The sequence below is a fragment of the Clostridium sp. CTA-5 genome (assembly GCF_054768135.1).
Map to the genome: position 1 here is coordinate 51,007 of NZ_BAAAAT010000008.1, position 20,593 is coordinate 71,599.

Sequence of the window (20,593 nt, forward strand, 5' to 3'; positions counted from 1 at the left end):
TATTAAGCATCATACTGAATGCTTGATATTACAATAGATAATTCATTTAACAGGTTAATATTAGATCCTATAATATCTTCATTAATGCTTTTTAATATTTTAACTGATGGTCTTAATGGATAATTTGGGATTGTATCTTGAACAATACCTATATCACCATTGCTAAGGCATACTATGGTGCCATTTGGAAATGGTACTATAACTCGAGAAAAAACTTTAATCATTTCATAATCAAAAAATGTTCCAGCATTAGACATCATATATTCTAATGCATCGCTAGGACACATAGCACGTTTATATGGTCTATCAGATGTTAAAGCATCATAAACATCTGCTATGCTAACAATTTTGGACATATAATTAATTTTATCTCCTTCTAGTCCAAATGGATATCCTAGTCCATCAATCCTTTCGTGATGTTGAAGAACTATTAATTTACTATTAGAGGATAAATCACATATATTTCCTAAAAATTCATACCCTTTATAAGGATGAGATTTTATTTTCTCAAATTCATCACGTGTTAATTTATCTGGTTTTAATATTATGTCTTTATCAATAAACGATTTACCGATATCATGTAATAGAGCTCCTGTGCATAACTGAATTAATTTATACTTAGGAAAGTTTAAGCTAATGCCTAAAACAAGTGATAAAACAGCAACGTTTACAGAATGTTGATATGTATAGTTATCCATATTCTTTATATCTACTAAAGAAATAAGTAGATTTTTATTAGATAATATATTTTCTATTAATTCTTCTGCAATATCATTAATAGATTCAAAGTAATCCAACTCTTCTTTAGAATAATCACTTAATGAGCGTTTTTTTAAATCATGTACTAAAGAAACACGTTCTATGTCTGTAAAGGTCTGTTTGATTACTTTTATTGCTTTTTGACGTAACTCGGGTTTTATTATATCTTCTATTTCATAGTCACTATATTCATCAATTATATATAAAGAAAATATATGTAATTCCTTAATTTTTTTAATTAAACTATCAGTTAATTTAACTCCAGGTCTAAGTAGAATTCTTCCTTCTTCATCGTATATGGTTTTAGCTAATAAAGAATCATTTTTTACACATTCAATTGGAACTAAACGCATTCTATAGCACCTCACAACTTCATTTGCATAGTTACATCTTGATATGAATTATTATACCATATATTCCTTATATTATGATAAAAGTTTACGAAAAGTCCTAATATATAATTATATTATTTTAAGGATAATAAATAGTGTAGATATATAGGATAGTTTAATACATTTAAGCCTTAAATTACAAATATAAATTAAATTTTTAAATTTAATTTGAAAAATCTAAAAATCAATAAATTTAATTGATTTTTAATATTAAATTAAATAAAAACATATATTATTAATTGATATTTGCAATACAATAAAATTGACATAATTTGAAAAAAGAAGTAGATTTATTTGTGTGAATTTTAACCTATAAATTAAAATCTAATTATCAGATTTCAAGTTTCTGAAAAATGATTACGAAATAGTTCTATGAAAATTTTAGGAGGAAATATTATGAAAAAAACATTAAATATTGCTCATAGAGGATTAAGTGGATTATATCCAGAAAATACAATGTTAGCATTTAAAAAAGCTTTAGAAGCAGGTTGCGATGGAATTGAGACTGATGTCCAATTAACTAAAGATGGATATGCTGTAATATGTCATGATGAAGAACTTGATAGAACTACAACAGGTACAGGATTAATTAAAGATTATACATTAGAAGAATTAATGAAATTAGATGCTGGAATAAAATTTGGTGAAGAATTTAAAGGACTAAAAATTCCAACACTTGAAGAATTCTTAGAATATATTAGTGATAAAGATATTATTATAAACTTAGAAATAAAAAACAGTATAATTGATTATGAAAATATTGAAAAAATAACATACGATTTAGTTAAAAAATATAATTTAGAACAAAAAGTTATAATTTCCACTTTCAATCACTATTCAGTAAGGAGATGTATAAGGTTAGATAGAACTATAAAAACAGGAGCATTATATTGGGATTGCATATTTGAACCATATAATTATGTACAAATGCTTGGAGCCAATGCACTTCATCCTGAATATAACAGTGTAACTAGAGAAATAGTTGAAAAAGCTCATGATAATAATCTTGAAGTAAATGTTTATACAGTTAATAAAAAAGAAGATATGAAAAAGATGATAGATTTAGGCGTAGATGCTATTATAACTAATTATCCCAATATATTAAAAGACTTATTATAATAAACAGCTTTAGGAGGAAAATTTTATGAAGAACTCTAATATGAAAAAGTGGATAACATTATTAGTGTTGTGCGCTGGTGGTGGTGTAATTTATAGATTACCATATTTAAGAGAAGTATTTTATATTCCTATGCAAAATGTATTTGGATTTGATAATTTTCAAATGGGATTTTTAACTAGCATGTATGGCATAGTAAATTTTTTATTATATATACCAGGTGGAATCATTGCAGATAAGTTTTCCTATAAAATATTAGTACCATTTTCATTAATTGCTACAGGGATTTTAGGATTCTGGTATGCAACTATACCCTCCTATACAATGTGTCTTATAATTAATGGAGCTTGGGCTATTACGACAGTATTTACTTTCTGGCCAACAATGGTTAAAGCTGTAAGAATGCTTGGTGATAGCTCAGAACAAGGGAAATTATTTGGCTTTCTTGAAGGCGGTAGAGGGGTATCTTCTACAATAGTTTCATTTGCAGCATTGGGAATGTTAGCTAAATTAGGAGAGGGATTACTGGGAATAAAGTCAATAATTATATTTTATTCAGTAGTACTTATAATACTTGGAGTATTAGCTTATTTCTTGCTTGAAGATTCAAAACAAGAGCAAGCAAAAGATAAACAAACAAGAGCAAATATTATTGATGGAATTAAAAAAGTCATAAAAATGCCAGAAGTCTGGCTTGCTGCTTCATTAGTGTTTACAACTTATGCAGCATTTTCAGGACTAGCTTACTTAACACCATATGTTACAGATATATTTAAGATGTCAGTTACAGTTGGAGCATTTATTGGAATTATAAGAAGTTATGTAATAATGTCATTAGCACCGCCACTTGCCGGAATAGTAGCAGATAAAATGGGTTCAACAATTAGATTTATGATTATCGGATTTATATTATCAATTATATTTACGGGAGCATATATACTAATTCCAGGTAAACCATCGTATATAGCTATAGTTTTAATTAATATGCTTGTATTATCAATAGTTTTATTAGCTATGAAAGGTGTATTTTTTGCACCACTTGATGAAGTTAATGTACCAAGAGAATATACTGGTATTGCAGCTGGTATAGTTTCATTTATTGGATATGTTCCAGATATGTTTATAAACTCATTTTATGGAGGATTATTAGATAAATATCCTGGTATTATTGGATATAGAATTATATTTATATATATGATCGCATTATGTGTAGTAGGATTAATAAGTAGTTTAGTTCTTTATAGAATGTTATATAAAAAGAAAAGTTTAAATAAAGAACCTAAATTAGAAGTGGCTTAATATTTCATAGTATACTCTATTATTTGTATTATCAAAAATGTGAACATTCAGATCATATAATCCAACGCCATAAGATTCAGGAGGTATGCTTATTTAAGTAAAAAATATTAATTATCAGAATAAATAATTATATATTATAAAAAATAGAAATCATAACTAAGTTATGATTTCTATTTTTATATACTAGACTGTCTTTTGTAATCTAGAATTAAATATCTAAAAGATTTTTCTTATAAGAAGAGTATAATTGTCTAAGATTTTTCATCTTATCTTCAAGCTCTAAATATAATTCTGAGGCTTTATTATAATCTTTATTAGCAAAAGCTTTTTTAATCTTTGTAAATAAGCTTTCAGTAGTATAAGTATCTTTCATTATATAAATTCTTAAATCATTTATCTTCATCCAAATAGAGATATCTAAGTCTAAAGCTTTATCTAATGAATGTAAAGGTGAGAATGATCTAATTTCATTAATATAAGTATTAATAATTCTATGAGAAATTTCAGTTGACCATCTTTCTATAGTAGCTAATTTAAAGCTATTAATAATTGCTTCAGTCATTACATTATTGTTTCTTAATACTTGAAGTTTTTCAGGATACATATCAAGTTGAGCTAAGTTTTCATAAACTGTAGCTGGTGCTTTACCAAAGTATTCATTTCTTTCATCTTCAGTAAATGCTTCAAATACATCATCTTCAGATCTATAAGATCTATCTTTTTCAAGATAATCAGCATCTTCACCAGGTTTCTTTGATAATTCTTTAAGAAGTTCATCTTCAGTTTTATTATTGTTTACAGCATAAAGTATACCATCAAGCATTGCCATGTAAGAAACAGCCATAGCTATGTAAGTATTGGTATGTGGGTTAGGAGATCTAAGTTCAAATCTAGTAGCTAGTGGTGAATTTAAATCTCTAATTAATCCAAGTAATATAGATCTATTTCTTGATGGATTTTCTGGACTTTGTCCTAGAGATGTTACTATACATACAGGAGCTTCAAATCCAGGTTTTAATCTCTTAAGAGAATTATTTGTTGAAGAAATAAATGGATTCATAACTTCATAGTTTTTAAGAACACCCATTATTGCACCATATCCTATTATGCTTAAGAAATGATCTTTAGGTCCATTAAAGATATTAATTCTCTTACCATTGTTTAATTTTAAGCTAACACCTAAATGAGTATGCATACCTGAACCAGCAACTTCTTCAATTGGTTTTGCCATAAATGTTACTTCAAGCCCATTTCTTCTAAATGTCTCTTGAGCTAATATTCTAACAAATAATTCATTATCTGCAGCTTGTAATGAATCTGAATATTTCCAATCTATTTCTATTTGTTCCATAACATGATCAAAATTTCCAGAAGAGTTTAATTTAGCTCTTACTCCACCAACTTCCTTATGACCCATTTCAGGTTCAAATCCGTATTCTTCCATTAGAATAAGAGTTTCTTCTAATGCTGTTCTTACTGCACCTTTAGTTCTAGTCCAATAGTGTTCATGTAATACTTGAGAAGTTGATAATTCTTCAACCTCAGCGTTATCATTAGGAGTTTTAACCCAGAATTCTAACTCTGTAGCTGAAGTAATAATTATCTCATTTACATCTTCAGGAGTTATTCCATAAGGCTTTAAAATCTCTGGTTTAGTCTTAAAAATATTACTAAGATTTTCTTTGAAGGTAGATACAGCAGCTTTTAGGATGTGTCTAGAATCAACAGGTTTATTATCATGATATAAGAAACAAGGAATTCTTAAAGTTCCAACAGGTTTATTACTACTTGGATCAATAAAATTGAAGTTATAGTCAACAAACCAAGTACTATCTAAATCTGTAACCATATCAACTTTAGCATTATTTAAAGTTGCAATTCCTGGTAGTACAACAGAAGAACCGTCTGTTTGAACAGCTATTCCATTTAGAAAAGAATCTATGTCTTCTAAGAAAAGTTTCATTGGGATTTTTTCATCCGTATCGTTACCAGATAAATCAATACCCACAAATGAAACAAATTTAATTTGTGGATTTTCATTCAAGATTTTTGTTAAATCTTGAGCAGTATGATTCTCTTTTTTAATAATATAAAGTAAATTATTCATATAATCGGCTACTACAGCATAACTCTGTAATAAGCTCTTCACATCCTTTCAATTATAGATTTATAGAGTGACTTATGTCGAACAAATAATAAAAAATAAGTTTTAATATTCGCGAATTCAACTATTATAAAGAATTCTATTATAAGTATGTACGACTGTCAATATATTTAAACTTAAATTTAATATGTAATTCTAATTAAGTTATTATATTTATAATTTTTATAGGAAACTATATCTTTAATTAATAATATCTAGTTAGAAGCATATATATCATAAGTTTTCTACATAAGCTCCTCACCTGTAGTGAGCGATAATATCATTTATAAATATTTTTAAATTTATATTAATGAACAAATTTTATCGGAACTTATATATCTTATATATTATAAATAAAATTTACCATAAAAGTATAGTTAAAAATAATTCTATATAGATTTATTTTTAATAAAGTAATAAAATATTTATTAGATAATCTAGGAAAATTGGAGTGTGAACACTTTGGATATTAAAAATAGACCTATAGGATTCTTTGATTCAGGTGTAGGCGGATTAAGTGTAATGAAAGAAGCTATTCGTTTAATGCCTAATGAAGATTATATATATTTTGGTGATTCTCAAAATGCACCATATGGTATAAAAAGTTTAGAAGAAGTTAGAAAGCTAACTATTAATGCAGTTGATCTATTATTAGAAAAAAATGCAAAGGCGATAGTTGTAGCATGTAATACAGCAACAAGTGCAGCAATAGATTTAATTAGACATAAGTATAAAGAAGTCCCTATAATAGGAATAGAACCAGCATTAAAACTAGCAGTAAAGTATAATAGAAAAGGTAGTATAATAATAATGGCTACACCTATGACATTAAGAGAAGAAAAATTTAAACACCTAATGGAGAATTATGATAAAGATTATAATATAATATCATTACCATGTGCTAAATTAGTTGAATATATAGAAAAAGGTGTACTTGAAGGTGAAGACTTAGAAAACTACCTAAAACAAAAATTGGCACCTTACTTAATTGATGAAATTGGTGTGATAGTTTTAGGATGTACACATTATCCTTTTATAAAAGAAACTTTATACAATATAGTGGATAAGAACGTACCTATTATTGATGGTGGTGTTGGAACTTCTCAGGAATTAAAAAGAAGATTAGAAGAAAAAGGATTACTAACAGATAAAAGCCAAAAAGGAGAGGTAGTTATATTCAATTCTAATGGTAGTAAAGAAACTATTAGTCTATGCGAAAAACTAATAAATATGTAGTATTAATACTAAATAATGAATTATAAAAGTTATTTAGTTAATAATAATATTAAGGCATATTCAAAAAAATAATAGACCAGTATGCTCGTCTATTTGATTTATTATTTTATTTCATGTGCCTAAATTTAAGAAAAAACAGATATTTAATTATTTTAACTTAAATGTTTGAATTTGAAAGGAGAATTTTCATGAAAAACCCGATTGTTACAATAACTATGAAAAATGGAGGGGTTATTAAAGCAGAATTATACCCAGAAATAGCACCTAATACAGTAAATAATTTTATTGATTTAATAAATAGAGGATTTTATGATGAGTTAATATTTCATAGAGTTATCCCAGGTTTTATGATTCAAGGGGGATGCCCAGAAGGTAATGGAATGGGTGGTCCAGGATATAGCATAAAGGGAGAATTCTCAAATAATGGATTTAAAAATGATTTAAAACATACAAAGGGTGTATTATCTATGGCAAGAGCTATGGATCCTAACTCTGCAGGAAGCCAATTCTTTATAATGGTTGCGGATGCTCCACATTTAGATGGTGAATATACTTCATTTGGTAAAGTAATTGAAGGAATGGATGTTGCACAAAAAATAGTTTCTTCAAAAACTGATGTATATGATAGACCTTATGAGGATCAAGTGATTGAAAGTATGAAAGTTGATACTCAAGGGGAAGAATATAAAGAGCCAGAAATAATAGAATAATAATGAGTTATATTTTATAAAGATGGTGGTATAATGAGTCAAAATATTAAATGTATACTAGTGTATGGGATAGAAGAAAGCATAATTACTAAAATAAAGCAGAGATATGGAAAAGTTATTAAATTAACTAATGACATGGGTAACATAAAAATTAAAGACATAATAGAAGGAAATGATATGTCATTAGAAAAGCAGCAAATTCCAGATGAACAGATGATAATTTTTAATGGATTCAGTGAAGGGGAATTGAAAGGTGCAATAAAGTATATAAGAGGCTTTGTTAATGGAGGGGTGTTAGCTGTAACAACACCTACTTCTAGTAATTGGTCATTTAAGTATTTATTAGAACATTTAATTGAAGAGAGAGAATGGTTTAAAACACAACAAAAGGGGAGAGAGTAAGTTGAGTCGTGTAGGAGAAAAGATAAAACAAGCTAGAGAAAAGAATGGTATATCTGCTAAAGTTTTAGCTAAAAAATTAGGTGTAGCTGAAAAATATATAAATGATATTGAACTTGGAAGAAAAGTTGCAAATGAATCGTTTATAGAAAGAGCTGCTAAATTTTTAAAAACAGATTTGAATGATATAAGTATGGTTGTTACCGATGAAGAACTTATGAAGGAAAAGAAAAGTATAAAAGAATTACCAAATAAAAAAATAGAAAAATCAGAGGTGTGGACAGATGCTTTTGCATCAGTAATTAAAAGCGTACCTATATATGATTATTCTCTTTCTAATAAAAAAGGTTCTAAAGAATTACCTATTCATTCAAATAAAGTAGAAGGATACCCACAAGATAAAGTTTTTTATCTAGAGATAGAAGATGACGAAATGACAGGGTTCAGAATGCTGAAGGGTGATTTGGTATTTGCACATATAGTTAAAGAACTTAGTAATAACGGATTATTTTTAATAGAATATAAGGGTAAAAGGAAAATTAGACAGATAAAAAGTCTAGGGAATTCTAAGGTACTTTTAGTTAGTAATTCAGGGTCTTTACTTACTGAAACTATGGAAGTAAAGGAAATAAGCGTAATAGCAAAACTAGAAAGAATAGAAATAACACTTTAAATATAAGAACTTAATATTTTTAATATATAAATAAAAATCTTAGTGGAATATTCTACTAAGATTTTTTTATTTTATTAATGTGAAGATATTATGATTACATGCATAATATAATCTATATAAATATTTATGGAAGTGATTTATTAATGCCAACAGATTTATCTAAAGTAGATGCATCCATAGGCTTATTGACTAATGTACCAAGTGGTATATTGAATAAATTATATAACAAATTTAATTTAAGTAAAGAAGATAATAAAATTGAAATTGTAATTTTATATAGAGATACATCTGAAAAGGTAAAGTTAGAAGTTGAAACTTTAGGTGGGAAATTTATAGATTTAGGTTTTAATTTTGGGATAGTAAATATACCAGTAGATAAATTACAAGAATTAGCTTTAAGTAACAGTATCCAATATATAGAGCTACCTAAAAGTTTATATGAAACAGATATGTATAGTAATCAAGCATCGTGTATACCTCAAGCCGTATCTAATTATAATGTTTCTGGAAAAGGGGTTTTAATTGGATTTATAGATTCGGGAATAGACTATACTCATCCAGCATTTATGGATAAACAAGGGAATACTAGAATAGAATATATTTATGATTTGAGTACTGGAGGAATTATATATAACAAAGAGACTATTAATAAAGCAATAAAATCAGATGATCCATTTTCAATAGTACCATCTAGAGATAATACAGGTCATGGTACACATGTAGTAGGAATTGCATGTGCAGGAGGAAATATTAACCCTATGTATATTGGTGTAGCACCAGAGGCTTCAATAGCAATGGTAAAAGCATCAAGGGGTGTTTCAATTTTAAGTTCACAAATAATGCAAGGGATTAAATTTTTATTAGATAAAAGTAAGGAACTTAATATTCCATTGGTAATAAATATTAGTCTAAGTACTAATAATGGAGCACATGATGGAACTAGTCTTTTAGAACAATACATTAGGACAATAGCTAATTTAGAAAGAATATCAATTGTTATTGCAGCTGGAAATGAAGGCGATGCTGCACATCATACTGGTGGTATGTTAAAGAAAATGCAAAGAATAACATTTAATATAGCAAGCGATGAAACATCAGTTGTTATAAATATATATAAGTCTATTCTTCCAGATACCGTGATAAATATAATTGCTCCCACAGGGCAAAGTAGTGGGGCTATTAATTTAGAAGTAGGGTATTTTCAAGGTAATATAGGAAGAAATAGATATGATATATATGTTGCAGGTCCAAAACCATTTCAATTAAATAATGAGATTCAAATAGTTATTTCACCAATAGGGGAGTATATAGCAGAAGGCGTCTGGACACTAGAAATACAAGTAATAAACCAGTATGAGGGAGAATATTCACTATGGCTTCCTGTATCAGAAGGTTTAAATCCAAGGACAAAATTTTTAGAACCATTAACTTTTAATACTTTAGGAATACCAGCAACTGTTGACAATATAATTGCTGTTGGAAGTTATAATGCTATAACTAGTAATATTTCAACATTTAGTGGAAGAGGGAGAGATGTTTTAGGAGGAACAATAAGGCCAGATATTGTAGCACCTGGAGAAGGAATATTAGGGCCTATACCAAATGGTGGATATGATACAAAAACAGGAACATCTATGGCTACACCACAAGTAGCAGGTATTTGCGCATTACTTATAGAATGGGGAATAGTTAAAGGGAATGACCCTTATTTATTTGGACAAAGATTAAAATATTATTTGGTAAGAGGAGCAAATAGAACTAGAACTGATATAAAATATCCGAATCCAATCTGGGGATATGGAACTGTTTGTACATTTTCTAGTTTTTATTTAGTTGAGAGTACTGTTAATGCTATTTTAGGTGGTAGAAAAAAATATAATTATAGGATAGATCAATCAAATAAATTACAAAATATAAATAATAATAGAAAGAGTTATGAATTCTATATAGGAAAACTATTTATAAGAACCCCTGAAATATGAAGCAAATAAAATCGTAAGTAACAAATACTTAGTTTATTTCATATGATATTTTGGAAGAAAAATATTAAGGAGTAATCATGTGGCTGATATAGGAAGTTTAAAAATACAATGTTTTAGTGGTGATAACTATATTCCAGTAGAAGGAGCTAAAATTTTAGTTAGAGAAGCTCAGAGAATGGAAAATGCACCCTCAGCGGCTCAATTAAATACTAATACAATTGGATTAACAGAACAAATAGATTTAAGTGCACCACCTATAGAATATTCTTTAGATGAGAATAACACTAAATTACCATATAGCTTGTATGATATAACAGTACAAAAAGAGGGATTCCAAACATTGATAATAAGAGGATGTCAAATATTCTCTGAACAAGTTGCTTATCAAAGATGTAATTTAATTAAACGTACTACAAGCGCTAGACAAGAAAGAGTTATAGATATTCAACCCAATAGACTTAATGGAAATTTTCCACCAAAAATCCCAGAAGATGATGAAAAACCATTACCACCACCTACATCAGGAGTAGTTTTAGCCCAACCAGTTGTACCTGAATATATAATAGTTCATCAAGGGGGACCTAATGATACATCAGCACCTAATTATAAGGTGCCATTTAAAGAATATATTAAAAATGTTGCTTCATGTGAAATTTATTCAACTTGGTCAGATAATGCAATAAGGGCAAATATATTTTGTATAATATCATTTACTTTAAATAGAATATATACGGAATGGTATAGAGGAAAAGGAAAAAATTTCGATATTACAAGTTCTACTGCATTTGACCATGCATTCAATTATGGAAGAAATATTTATGATAGCATAAGTGCAGTTGTAGATGAAATATTTTCTACTTATATTAAAAGGATAGGAAAGAAACAGCCACTTTTAACTCAATATTGTGATGGTAAAAGTGTTACCTGTCCACAATGGTTAAGTCAATGGGGAAGTCAGGGTCTAGGATCAAAAGGCATGCCTCCATTTGATATTTTAAAATATTATTATGGAAATGATATTGAATTAGAAACAGCAGAAAAGGTAGAAGGAAGTCCTAAATCATATCCAGGCTATGATTTAACTATAGGGTCATCTGGAGAACCAGTTAAAACAATACAAAATCAATTAAATACAATATCAAAAAATTATCCATTAATTCCTAAGGTTGCAGAAGATGGTGTATATAATCCTAAAACTGCAGAAGCAGTTAAGACATTTCAGGGGATATTTAATTTACCTCAAACGGGAGTTGTTGATTATGCAACATGGTATAAAATATCTGATGTTTATGTAGGAGTAACTAAAATAGCAGAGCTTAGAGGTTCTTTTGAGAAAGAGAGAATTTTTATTCCTCCAATGACTCCGCAATCATATAGTAAAAACATTCCTAATTTCTCTTACTTTGAATAGTGAATAAATAAGGATATCTCAAAAATATATCACATATTTGAGATATCCTTTTATTTATTATATAAAACATACTATAGTTTATTGTAAAAATTCATTATTATATCTAAGATTTTAATACACCTTCAAAATTGAATGAAGGTATAAATTCTGTATTATTAGTCCCATCATCTTGAACAAATCCGTTTTTAAGACCTAGATCTAAAGAATACTGAATTAAACTATCATAATGTTTAGGATTTAATGATCTATTTATTTCAGGATAATTACATGCTTTAAACATAGGGGTATATTGATTCATTAAACTAATATAAACACTATCTCCATACCTATTAAATAATAAATCAATAATTTTTTTTGAATCAAATAAAAGTCCTGGAAGCAATAAATGTCTAATAATAACTCCTTTAACTATGTTACCATTTGAATCAAATTTAATCTTTCCTACTTGTTTAACCATTTCATCTATTATTGATAATGCATTTGAGGCATAATCTTTAGCTTTTGAGTACTTAATAGAATATTTATCATTAAAATATTTAAAGTCAGGAAGATAAACATCTATATATCCATTTAAAGACTTAATGGTTTCAAGAGAATCATAACTATTTGTATTATATAATATTGGAATGATTAATCCTCTTGATTTTGAAATTTCTAGTGCTTCTATTATTTGAGGAACATAATGAGTTGGAGTAACTAAATTTATATTATGAGCTCCTTTTTCTTGAAGCTCTAAAAATATATCAGCAAGCCTTGCAATAGAGATATCTATTCCTTTATGTTGTTGACTTATATCATGATTTTGGCAAAATACACAACCCAAATTGCAGTTTGAAAAGAATACAGTTCCAGATCCATTTTTCCCTGATATGGGTGGCTCTTCCCAAAAGTGTAATGCTGCTCTTGCTACTTTAACTTTATCTGAAGCATTACAAAATCCTATTTCGTTATTCAATCTATTAACTTTGCAATTTTTATGACAAAGTGTACACTGTTTTAACATATATGAATATTTCATACGTATCTCCTTAAGTAATTATCTCAAAAATATATTTATAGTATCATTACTATTTAAAAATATAGTTTATTTATATATAAGTTCTTCACTATATTGGTAAGTCATATCATTTATAAAAATTTTAAGAATTATATTAATGAATAAACTTTATTGGAACTTATATATTTTTATTATATCATGCTGTTATAGACATTGAAAAAATTAACATGTTATTTTTTTTCATCTATTATTCTGAATGTGAATCAACAAATTGTTTTTTATGTTTAAAATAAAATATTATACATTGAGTTATAAAAATCAAACTTAATACTCCAAAAGCTGGATATAATTTTGTGATTAAGTTAGTGAATCCAATTTGAGAGATTGGAAGTGCTACAGCCAAAACGATAAAAATACCTTTTTTAAATTTTATATTAAAAGTTTGTTCTAAAGTTTTACTTATAGAGTATACATCTGAAACTTCTGTTGAAAACATTTCGAGCCAAATTATCACCAATAGAATAGCTTGAATAATATTACCAAACCTATTAGCTACAAGTAATAATGGAATTTCATATTTATATATATGTGGTTGATTAACTGTTAACATAAGATTTATCATTGAACAAAGTATAGTAAGACCTATGGCTCCAAGGGATATTCCTACAATCATAGTTTTTTTCTTTTTCATTTGAGTACTAAGAGGAACAAGTACTCCAGAACAACAAAGTATATTATATCCAGCATACAATATTGTTGAAACGGCTAGACCAGTTTTTCTAGGCTTAAATCTAGTTAAATTTTGAAATGATATGGCATCTTTACAGAATAAAAAATACAAAATAGTAATTAATGTTATAGTACATATTAAAGATGGTACAATAAATGAATTTATTTCAATTAATCCATCAGTATCACGTAGTAGAAAAAATAATGATATACAAATCATTATTAGAGATCCAATTAACTTAGGTATACCAAAAAATTGATTTATTAAAGCACCACTACCAGCTAAAATTATAGATGCACTAGAAATAAGATATAAAGTAGTTATAAAACCAGTAAACTTACCTATAAAATTGGGGCTTATTGTATTAATTAGCTCACCATATGAATTTAATTTATAGAATATGCTTATCCTGGATATAATAAGGCCTATGAATATATAAAATATTCCACAAACCAATATTCCTATAAAACTTTTTATACCAAATGATGTAAAAAACTCTGTAATTTCTTTACCTGATGCTAATCCAGCACCAACAACTGTACCTATAAATACTGCAGCTACCTGAAGTATACTAATAAATTGCTTTTTCAATTCTCATTCTCCTTAACAATATTTTCATTATTAATTATATAAGATAAGTATTTCATTTATTCTTCAATTATTCGCATAACACTACATTTCTTAGGAAAAATAAATACAAGATATTTAAAAGGGAGGTTATTTATTTTGAAAAAAATTATTTCAAAAATAATGATTTTAATTACAATGTTCATCTTAATAGGTTGCAAAAGTAATAGCTTAGGTCAAAGTGAAGTTAATGTATATGATAGTAAAAAAGCAATTGCAATTGCTAATGAATATTTAATAATATTACAAGAAGGGGATTTAGAAAAAGCTAAAGAATTATGTACAGATGAATTTTTTTCAATTCAAAAGCAGAGTAATTTGGGTAATTTTAAAATTCAATCCTTCAAGGTTGATAAAACTGTAGATTCTGGCAATAAACTTTCTATTATATTTGATATAATAAGAGGAAATGATAATGGGTCTAATAGTAGTCTAGATAAATATAATGTAAATGTTATAAAAGAGGGAGATAACTATAAGGTAAATAATTTGAAAACTGAAGAAGTAGCAGAGGTATATAGTATAAATAATCAATTAAGAATGAAAAAATCATCTGAAGGTCAAAGTAAGCTTTTATTAAAACTTTCTGACATTCCTAAAGAGGTATATAATAAAGAAAGTGGAGCATTAGAAGAATTAAAAGTACCAAATAACAACTTCTCATGTGCTGCATTAGGTTATAATCAGGATAAAGTTACATATGTTACAACAGATGGAACAGATGGAACAGATAATTTTATCGGAATATTATATGTAAAAGAAAAAGACTCAGTTGCTACTATTGGAGCCAATAGTAATGATAAATCACAAAATCAAGATAATATCAATGAAACATTAGAAAAAGTACAAACTGAAAAAATGAGTAATTGTGGTGTATTAAGAAACTGCAAAATTGATAGTGTAGTATTTAACTCGTTAGAAGATAAATTATTAGTTTCTTATAGTGAAAATGGTAAGGGGATTGGATTAAAAATATTTGATACTGAGAGTGGTGAACGATCTCCATTAAATGTTGAAGATAAATTTCCTATTGATAAGTATAATATAAAAGTTATGTATACAAGTGAAGAAGAAGTTACAATTAAAGTCACACTGATAGATGGAATAGGAAAAGTAAGTGATGATAAATCAGGAATTTATAAGATTAATCTACAAAAAGCCACTATAAATAAAAAAGAAAGTTAAATAAGGCATATGAATAAAAATAACGAGTCTCAAATACCCTGATTATTTTTCATTAGACAAGAAAGTAGATTTGCTTCATAGCTAGTCTATTAGGCAAATCTACTGACGCAGTATAATGAAAAATAGGCTTGGTAGATGGATTTGTTATTTTTGATTATGCCTAAAGTGAAAGTATATAAATAATATAACTAGGAGGAAAGATGAATAACTTTTGGAATGGTAAAAGGTATCATAGTTTAAATTGTTTTTTAAGAAATAAATTTGGTGAAAAAGTATTTAAAATATCACTAGATGGTGGATTTTCATGTCCTAATAGAGATGGAAAAATAAGCAAAGGTGGTTGTTTATTTTGTAGTGAAAGAGGTTCAGGTGATTATGCAGGAGATAGATGTTTTTCTATTACAAAGCAATTTAATGATGTAAAAACTATGATGGCGAATAAATGGAAAAATGGAAAGTATATAGCATATTTTCAAGCATATACTAACACTTATGCTCCTATTGAAGAACTTAGAAAAAAATATGAAGAAGCTATAAGTCAGGAAGATGTAGTGGCATTAGCAATAGCTACAAGACCCGATTGCTTAGATGATGATGTTTTAGATTTACTTGAAGAAATGAATAAAAAAGTATATGTTTGGGTTGAGCTTGGTTTGCAAACAGTAAGCGATGAAACTGCTAAAAAGATAAATAGAGGATATACATTAAGTGTATTTGAAGATTCTATGATGAAATTAAAAGAAAAAGGCATAGATGTTGTTGTACATACTATATTAGGATTACCTGGAGAGAATCATGATGATATGTTAAAAACAATAGATTATGTTGCTCATTCAGGAGCAAAAGGAATAAAATTTCATCTATTGCACTTAATGAAACAAACTCCTATGGTAAAGTTATATGAAAATGGAGAATTAGAATTTTTATCACAAGAAGAATATATAGATTTAATATGTAAAGGGATATCTATATTACCTGAAGATATGGTGGTTCATAGATTAACTGGTGATGCCCCAAGAGATTTATTAATAGGACCATTATGGAGTTTAAAAAAATGGGAAGTATTAAATGCAATAGATAAATCTTTAGAGGAGAATCATTTATACCAAGGCAAGAATTTTAAATAACAAATAATTTTAATCAAGTATTAAAAGAGATAAATGTCTAACAAATAGGGGGATCAGCATATATGAAAATAGATGTTATAATATCAGCAGATTATATAGAGGAAAGCAGAATTGAAAATAAAATAGTTGTTGTAATTGATATGTTTAGAGCAACATCTGTTATAACAACAGCAATTAGTAATGGATGTAAGGAGGTAATACCATATCTTACAATAGAAGAAACCATAGAAGCTTCAAAGAATTTAAAAAAGGATACATATTTATTAGGTGGTGAAAGAAAAGCTGTAAAGATAGAAGGATTTGATTTGAGCAATTCACCATTAGAATATACAAGTGAAAAAGTAAAAGATAAGACGGTACTTATGACAACAACAAATGGAACCAGAGCTCTTACAAAATGTTTGCCAGCAAAAAGGATTTTTATAGCGGCTATGATTAACGCAGAGGCTGTTGCTAAAAAACTTTTAGAAATTAATGAAGATGTAGTTATAGTTAACGCAGGAACTAATGGAGAATTTTCTATGGACGATTATATATGCGGTGGATATATCATAAATACTATATTGAATGAAAAGAAAAATATAGATCTTACCGATATAGGTAAAACATCAAATATGATATATGAGAGTAATAAGAATACCATAAATTATATTAAAGAGGCCAGACACTATGCAGTTATGAAAACTTTAAATTTAGATAATGATATAGAGTATTGTACAAAGAAAAGCATAATAGATATAGTTCCTGAATATGCTGATGGAAAAATAAAGTCTATATTTTAAAACATAAGTGGATATTTTTGTATAAATAAAAATACTTGTATTGATTTTAAAAAGATAAAATATTAAACTTTAATTAGTAGTATAATATATACTACTTTATTGAAGGGGATTATTGAATTAAGGGGGAGTACTTTTGGATATCAATACAAATTTATTAGAAATAGTTAATGAATTTTCAATGTTATCAGATGTAGAGGGGATTCTACTAGGAGGCTCATACGGAAGTAAAACAAGTGATGAAAATTCTGATTATGATGTTTATGTTTATTTAACTAAAGAGTTAAGTTTAAAAGATAGAAAAAGGATTACTGATAAATGTTGTTCTTATATAGAATTAAATAATACTTTCTGGGAATCAGAAGATGATGGGATATTAAAAGGATGTAATATCCCTATAGAAATAATATATAGAAATATTGAATGGATTGATTCAACATTAAGTAGAACATTAATCAAATGTGAAGCAGATATAGGATATACAACATGTTTTTGGAGTAATATTATAAATTCAGAAATACTTTATGATAAGAATGATAAATTAACAAGTCTAAAAGGAAAGTACAATTTACCTTATCCTTTAAAATTGAAAAGCAATATAATAGAAAAAAATTATCAATTATTAAAATGTAAAAGTCCAGCATATTATTATCAAATAGAGAAGGCATTAAAGAGAGAGGATTTTATTAGTATAAATCATAGAATAGCTGCTTTTTTAGCTAGTTATTTTGATATTATATTTGCAATAAATGAATTTCCTCATCCTGGTGAAAAAAAGATTTTAAAAATTATAAAAGATAATAATTTTATTATTCCTAAAAATATGGAAAGTGATATTGAGAAATTGTTGCAATGCTCAATAGAAAAAGGTAATGCCATTTTATATAAAATGGATGAATTAATAAAAAATTTAGATATATTATTAGAAAATGAAGGGTTCAGTATGAAGAATAGGTGATATAAATTATGGAAAAAATAACAGAGCTGTTAGAAAAGTTAGGTTTTTCAAAGACAGAAGCCTCAGTATATATAGACTTATTAAAAAATTCCACATTAACAGGATATCAGATTGCTAAAAATTTAAATATTTCTAGATCTTCAGTGTATGCTGCATTAGATAAATTATATAAAAAAGGAATAGTATTTTTACTACCAGGAAATACTCAAGTTTATAAAGCAGAGAGTCCATCTATTTTAATAAATAAGATGAAAAATGAATTTATTGAAACAACTGAATTATTAGAAGAAAAGTTAAAAGAATTAGAAACATCAAGTGTTGATGAAAGATATTTTAATATAGAAGGTTATGATAACATAATTATAAAAATAAAGCAGATGTTATTAAGTGCAAAAAAAGAAGTTTATATAAATACAGATTTTAATTTAAATATTTTTGCTAAGGAGCTTAAAGAAATCTATGATAGGGGTATTAGAATAATTGTATTCTCATTTTCTAAATTAGAAAATGATAAATTACCAATTGAAATTTATGCTCATGAACAGACTAGTTGTTTAGGAAAAGAAACAAGGATGATGTTAGTAGTAGATTGCGAAAGAACATTAGTTGCTGATCAAGGAAAACATAGAGAAGAAATGTTGGGTACTTTTACTGATAATATTCTTATGTGTTCAATAATATCTGAACATATTCATAATGATATATATCTTCTAAAATTAAAGAATAAATATAAGGATAATTTGATTACTGAAGATATTAAATTAAATACAATATTAGAAAATAGATAATTAAATATTATATTTTAAATATCAATAATGGATTAAGATATATAGAATAAACAAAGGACTATCTCAAGTTTATAAAACTTATAAGATAGTCCTTCTTTTTAAAATACTTGGAAGATAAGGAATTTTAGATAATAGCTTTCATCTGAATTCCAAAGAATTGGATGATCACATGATTGAGTTCTAAATTCAACTTGTCTTAGCATCTTTCGTGCATCTTGAGCTGCTTCTAAGACTGTTTTTCTTAAAAGTTCTTCGCTCATATAATGAGAACAAGAACAAGTGATAAAGTATCCACCAGATTTAACTAATTTCATACCTCTTAGATTTATTTCCTTATAGCCTCTTTTAGCTGCATTAATTGTATTTTTTGATTTAGTAAATGCAGGCGGATCAAGTATTACTACATCAAATTTTTTCTCTTCTCTTGACCATGCTGGTAATACATCAAATGCATTATGACATTCAAACTTAACTGTATCTTGTAAATTATTAAGTTCAGCATTTCTAGTAGCACAATCAATAGCATGTTGAGAAACATCTATACCAAGTACAGATTTAGCACCTGCAATACCTGCGTTTAATGCGAATGAACCAGTATGCGTGAAACAATCTAAAACATCTTTATCTTTACATATTCTATGTATTGCTGCTCTATTTTCCTTTTGATCTAAGAAAAAGCCTGTTTTTTGACCATTTGCTAAATCAACTATGTATTTAACACCGTTTTCTATAATTTCAACATTAGTATCAAATTCTTCTGTTAAGAAACCTTTAGTTTGTTCTAGACCTTCAATTTCTCTAGTAGCAATATCACTTCTTTCATAAATACCTTTAGCATTATATTCTTCAATTAATAATTTAACTATTAAATCTCTATATTGATCCATACCTAATGTAGAAATTTGGACTACATAATAATTCTCAAATTTATCAATAGTTAATCCGGGCAAAAAGTCTGCTTCACCAAATACAAATCTACAAGATGATGTATCAATAACCCCTTTTCTATAATCGAAGGCAGTTTTAAATCTTCTTTTAAAGAAATCTTCGTCTATAGATTCATTTAAGTCTCTTGTCATTATTCTAATTGTTATTTTACTCTTATCATTTATATAACCTTTTCCAATAAAATAGCCTTTATGATTATATACTTCTACAATATCTCCATTTTGATATTCACCATCATATTCATTAATTTCATCAGTATATATCCAAGGACGACCATGTTCAGCTTTACCACTACGCCCTTTATGTAAATAAAATTTACTTGCCATATTATAA

At 27.1% G+C, this 20,593-nt stretch carries 17 protein-coding genes and 1 pseudogene; 13 read left to right on the forward strand and 5 right to left on the reverse strand.

The annotated features are described in order from the left end of the window. Window positions 1–2: 2 nt before the first annotated feature. Complete coding sequence (locus ACYUET_RS14205) at window positions 3–1,112, reverse strand: HD-GYP domain-containing protein (RefSeq protein ID WP_460280670.1); 1,110 nt, start codon at window positions 1,110–1,112, stop codon at window positions 3–5. 435 nt (window positions 1,113–1,547) lie between these two features. On the opposite strand from ACYUET_RS14205, the gene ACYUET_RS14210 reads away from it, so the two are divergent. Together ACYUET_RS14210 and ACYUET_RS14215 are read left to right on the forward strand one after the other, a co-directional pair. Continuing rightward, window positions 1,548–2,270 carry a glycerophosphodiester phosphodiesterase gene (locus ACYUET_RS14210; protein ID WP_460280671.1) on the forward strand — a complete coding sequence of 241 codons (723 nt, stop codon included), beginning with the start codon at window positions 1,548–1,550 and terminating at the stop codon, window positions 2,268–2,270. A 25-nt stretch (window positions 2,271–2,295) separates the two neighbouring features. After that, the gene (locus ACYUET_RS14215; protein ID WP_460280673.1) at window positions 2,296–3,567 is read left to right on the forward strand and encodes an MFS transporter; all 1,272 of its coding nucleotides are present in this window, start codon (window positions 2,296–2,298) and stop codon (window positions 3,565–3,567) included. 208 nt (window positions 3,568–3,775) lie between these two features. Here ACYUET_RS14215 and ACYUET_RS14220 read toward each other — a convergent pair whose 3' ends face one another. After that, on the reverse strand, window positions 3,776–5,674 hold the full coding sequence (locus ACYUET_RS14220; RefSeq protein ID WP_460280674.1) for a type I glutamate--ammonia ligase: 1,899 nt from the start codon (window positions 5,672–5,674) through the stop codon (window positions 3,776–3,778). 498 nt (window positions 5,675–6,172) lie between these two features. Here ACYUET_RS14220 and murI point away from each other — a divergent pair, with 498 nt between their 5' ends. From murI to ACYUET_RS14250, 6 genes and pseudogenes are all read left to right on the forward strand, one after another. Next, entirely contained in the window at window positions 6,173–6,946 is a 774-nt protein-coding gene (gene murI, locus ACYUET_RS14225) for a glutamate racemase (protein WP_460280676.1), read from the forward strand. A 188-nt stretch (window positions 6,947–7,134) separates the two neighbouring features. Then, a complete protein-coding gene (locus tag ACYUET_RS14230; protein ID WP_460280677.1) occupies window positions 7,135–7,656 on the forward strand; it encodes a peptidylprolyl isomerase in 522 nt (173 codons plus the stop codon). 33 nt (window positions 7,657–7,689) lie between these two features. Then, window positions 7,690–8,058 (forward strand): DUF3783 domain-containing protein, encoded by a 369-nt coding sequence (locus ACYUET_RS14235; RefSeq protein WP_460280679.1) that lies wholly within the window; start codon window positions 7,690–7,692, stop codon window positions 8,056–8,058. Between the two features lies 1 nt (window position 8,059). Further along, a complete protein-coding gene (locus tag ACYUET_RS14240; protein WP_460280681.1) occupies window positions 8,060–8,728 on the forward strand; it encodes a helix-turn-helix domain-containing protein in 669 nt (222 codons plus the stop codon). Window positions 8,729–8,871: 143 nt separating this feature from the next. Beyond that, a pseudogene (locus tag ACYUET_RS14245) lies at window positions 8,872–10,587 on the forward strand (S8 family peptidase); the annotation flags it as partial. 202 nt (window positions 10,588–10,789) lie between these two features. Further along, window positions 10,790–12,121: a peptidoglycan-binding domain-containing protein gene (locus tag ACYUET_RS14250; RefSeq protein WP_460280683.1), complete on the forward strand. Its 1,332-nt coding sequence runs from the start codon at window positions 10,790–10,792 to the stop codon at window positions 12,119–12,121. A gap of 103 nt (window positions 12,122–12,224) precedes the next feature. Here the strand turns inward: ACYUET_RS14250 and ACYUET_RS14255 are convergent, their stop codons facing one another. Together ACYUET_RS14255 and ACYUET_RS14260 are read right to left on the reverse strand one after the other, a co-directional pair. Beyond that, window positions 12,225–13,139 (reverse strand): radical SAM protein, encoded by a 915-nt coding sequence (locus ACYUET_RS14255; protein ID WP_460280685.1) that lies wholly within the window; start codon window positions 13,137–13,139, stop codon window positions 12,225–12,227. A 226-nt stretch (window positions 13,140–13,365) separates the two neighbouring features. Beyond that, window positions 13,366–14,439, reverse strand: a complete 1,074-nt coding sequence (locus tag ACYUET_RS14260; RefSeq protein WP_460280687.1) for a YkvI family membrane protein — start codon at window positions 14,437–14,439, stop codon at window positions 13,366–13,368. Window positions 14,440–14,574: 135 nt separating this feature from the next. Here ACYUET_RS14260 and ACYUET_RS14265 point away from each other — a divergent pair, with 135 nt between their 5' ends. The 5 genes from ACYUET_RS14265 to ACYUET_RS14285 all read left to right on the forward strand — a co-directional run bounded on the left by ACYUET_RS14265 (window position 14,575) and on the right by ACYUET_RS14285 (window position 19,312). Further along, complete coding sequence (locus tag ACYUET_RS14265; protein WP_460280689.1) at window positions 14,575–15,660, forward strand: hypothetical protein; 1,086 nt, start codon at window positions 14,575–14,577, stop codon at window positions 15,658–15,660. 200 nt (window positions 15,661–15,860) lie between these two features. Continuing rightward, entirely contained in the window at window positions 15,861–16,787 is a 927-nt protein-coding gene (mnmL, locus tag ACYUET_RS14270; protein WP_460280691.1) for a tRNA modification radical SAM protein MnmL/YtqA, read from the forward strand. A gap of 62 nt (window positions 16,788–16,849) precedes the next feature. Then, a complete protein-coding gene (locus ACYUET_RS14275; protein WP_460280693.1) occupies window positions 16,850–17,569 on the forward strand; it encodes a 2-phosphosulfolactate phosphatase family protein in 720 nt (239 codons plus the stop codon). A gap of 133 nt (window positions 17,570–17,702) precedes the next feature. Beyond that, complete coding sequence (locus tag ACYUET_RS14280) at window positions 17,703–18,524, forward strand: DUF4037 domain-containing protein (RefSeq protein WP_460280695.1); 822 nt, start codon at window positions 17,703–17,705, stop codon at window positions 18,522–18,524. Between the two features lie 8 nt (window positions 18,525–18,532). Continuing rightward, entirely contained in the window at window positions 18,533–19,312 is a 780-nt protein-coding gene (locus tag ACYUET_RS14285) for a TrmB family transcriptional regulator (protein ID WP_460280697.1), read from the forward strand. A 98-nt stretch (window positions 19,313–19,410) separates the two neighbouring features. Here ACYUET_RS14285 and ACYUET_RS14290 read toward each other — a convergent pair whose 3' ends face one another. Further along, on the reverse strand, window positions 19,411–20,586 hold the full coding sequence (locus ACYUET_RS14290; RefSeq protein WP_460280699.1) for a class I SAM-dependent rRNA methyltransferase: 1,176 nt from the start codon (window positions 20,584–20,586) through the stop codon (window positions 19,411–19,413). Between the last annotated feature and the right edge of the window lie 7 nt (window positions 20,587–20,593).

What these genes read in the sequence shown, in the direction of transcription:
- ACYUET_RS14205 (WP_460280670.1), bottom strand. Translation starts at nt 1,112, where the DNA reads ATGCGTTTAGTTCCAATTGAATGTGTAAAAAATGATTCTTTATTAGCT.
- ACYUET_RS14210 (WP_460280671.1), top strand. Translation starts at nt 1,548, where the DNA reads ATGAAAAAAACATTAAATATTGCTCATAGAGGATTAAGTGGATTATAT.
- ACYUET_RS14215 (WP_460280673.1), top strand. Translation starts at nt 2,296, where the DNA reads ATGAAGAACTCTAATATGAAAAAGTGGATAACATTATTAGTGTTGTGC.
- ACYUET_RS14220 (WP_460280674.1), bottom strand. Translation starts at nt 5,674, where the DNA reads ATGAATAATTTACTTTATATTATTAAAAAAGAGAATCATACTGCTCAA.
- ACYUET_RS14230 (WP_460280677.1), top strand. Translation starts at nt 7,135, where the DNA reads ATGAAAAACCCGATTGTTACAATAACTATGAAAAATGGAGGGGTTATT.
- ACYUET_RS14235 (WP_460280679.1), top strand. Translation starts at nt 7,690, where the DNA reads ATGAGTCAAAATATTAAATGTATACTAGTGTATGGGATAGAAGAAAGC.
- ACYUET_RS14255 (WP_460280685.1), bottom strand. Translation starts at nt 13,139, where the DNA reads ATGAAATATTCATATATGTTAAAACAGTGTACACTTTGTCATAAAAAT.
- mnmL (WP_460280691.1), top strand. Translation starts at nt 15,861, where the DNA reads ATGAATAACTTTTGGAATGGTAAAAGGTATCATAGTTTAAATTGTTTT.
- ACYUET_RS14275 (WP_460280693.1), top strand. Translation starts at nt 16,850, where the DNA reads ATGAAAATAGATGTTATAATATCAGCAGATTATATAGAGGAAAGCAGA.
- ACYUET_RS14285 (WP_460280697.1), top strand. Translation starts at nt 18,533, where the DNA reads ATGGAAAAAATAACAGAGCTGTTAGAAAAGTTAGGTTTTTCAAAGACA.
- ACYUET_RS14290 (WP_460280699.1), bottom strand. Translation starts at nt 20,586, where the DNA reads ATGGCAAGTAAATTTTATTTACATAAAGGGCGTAGTGGTAAAGCTGAA.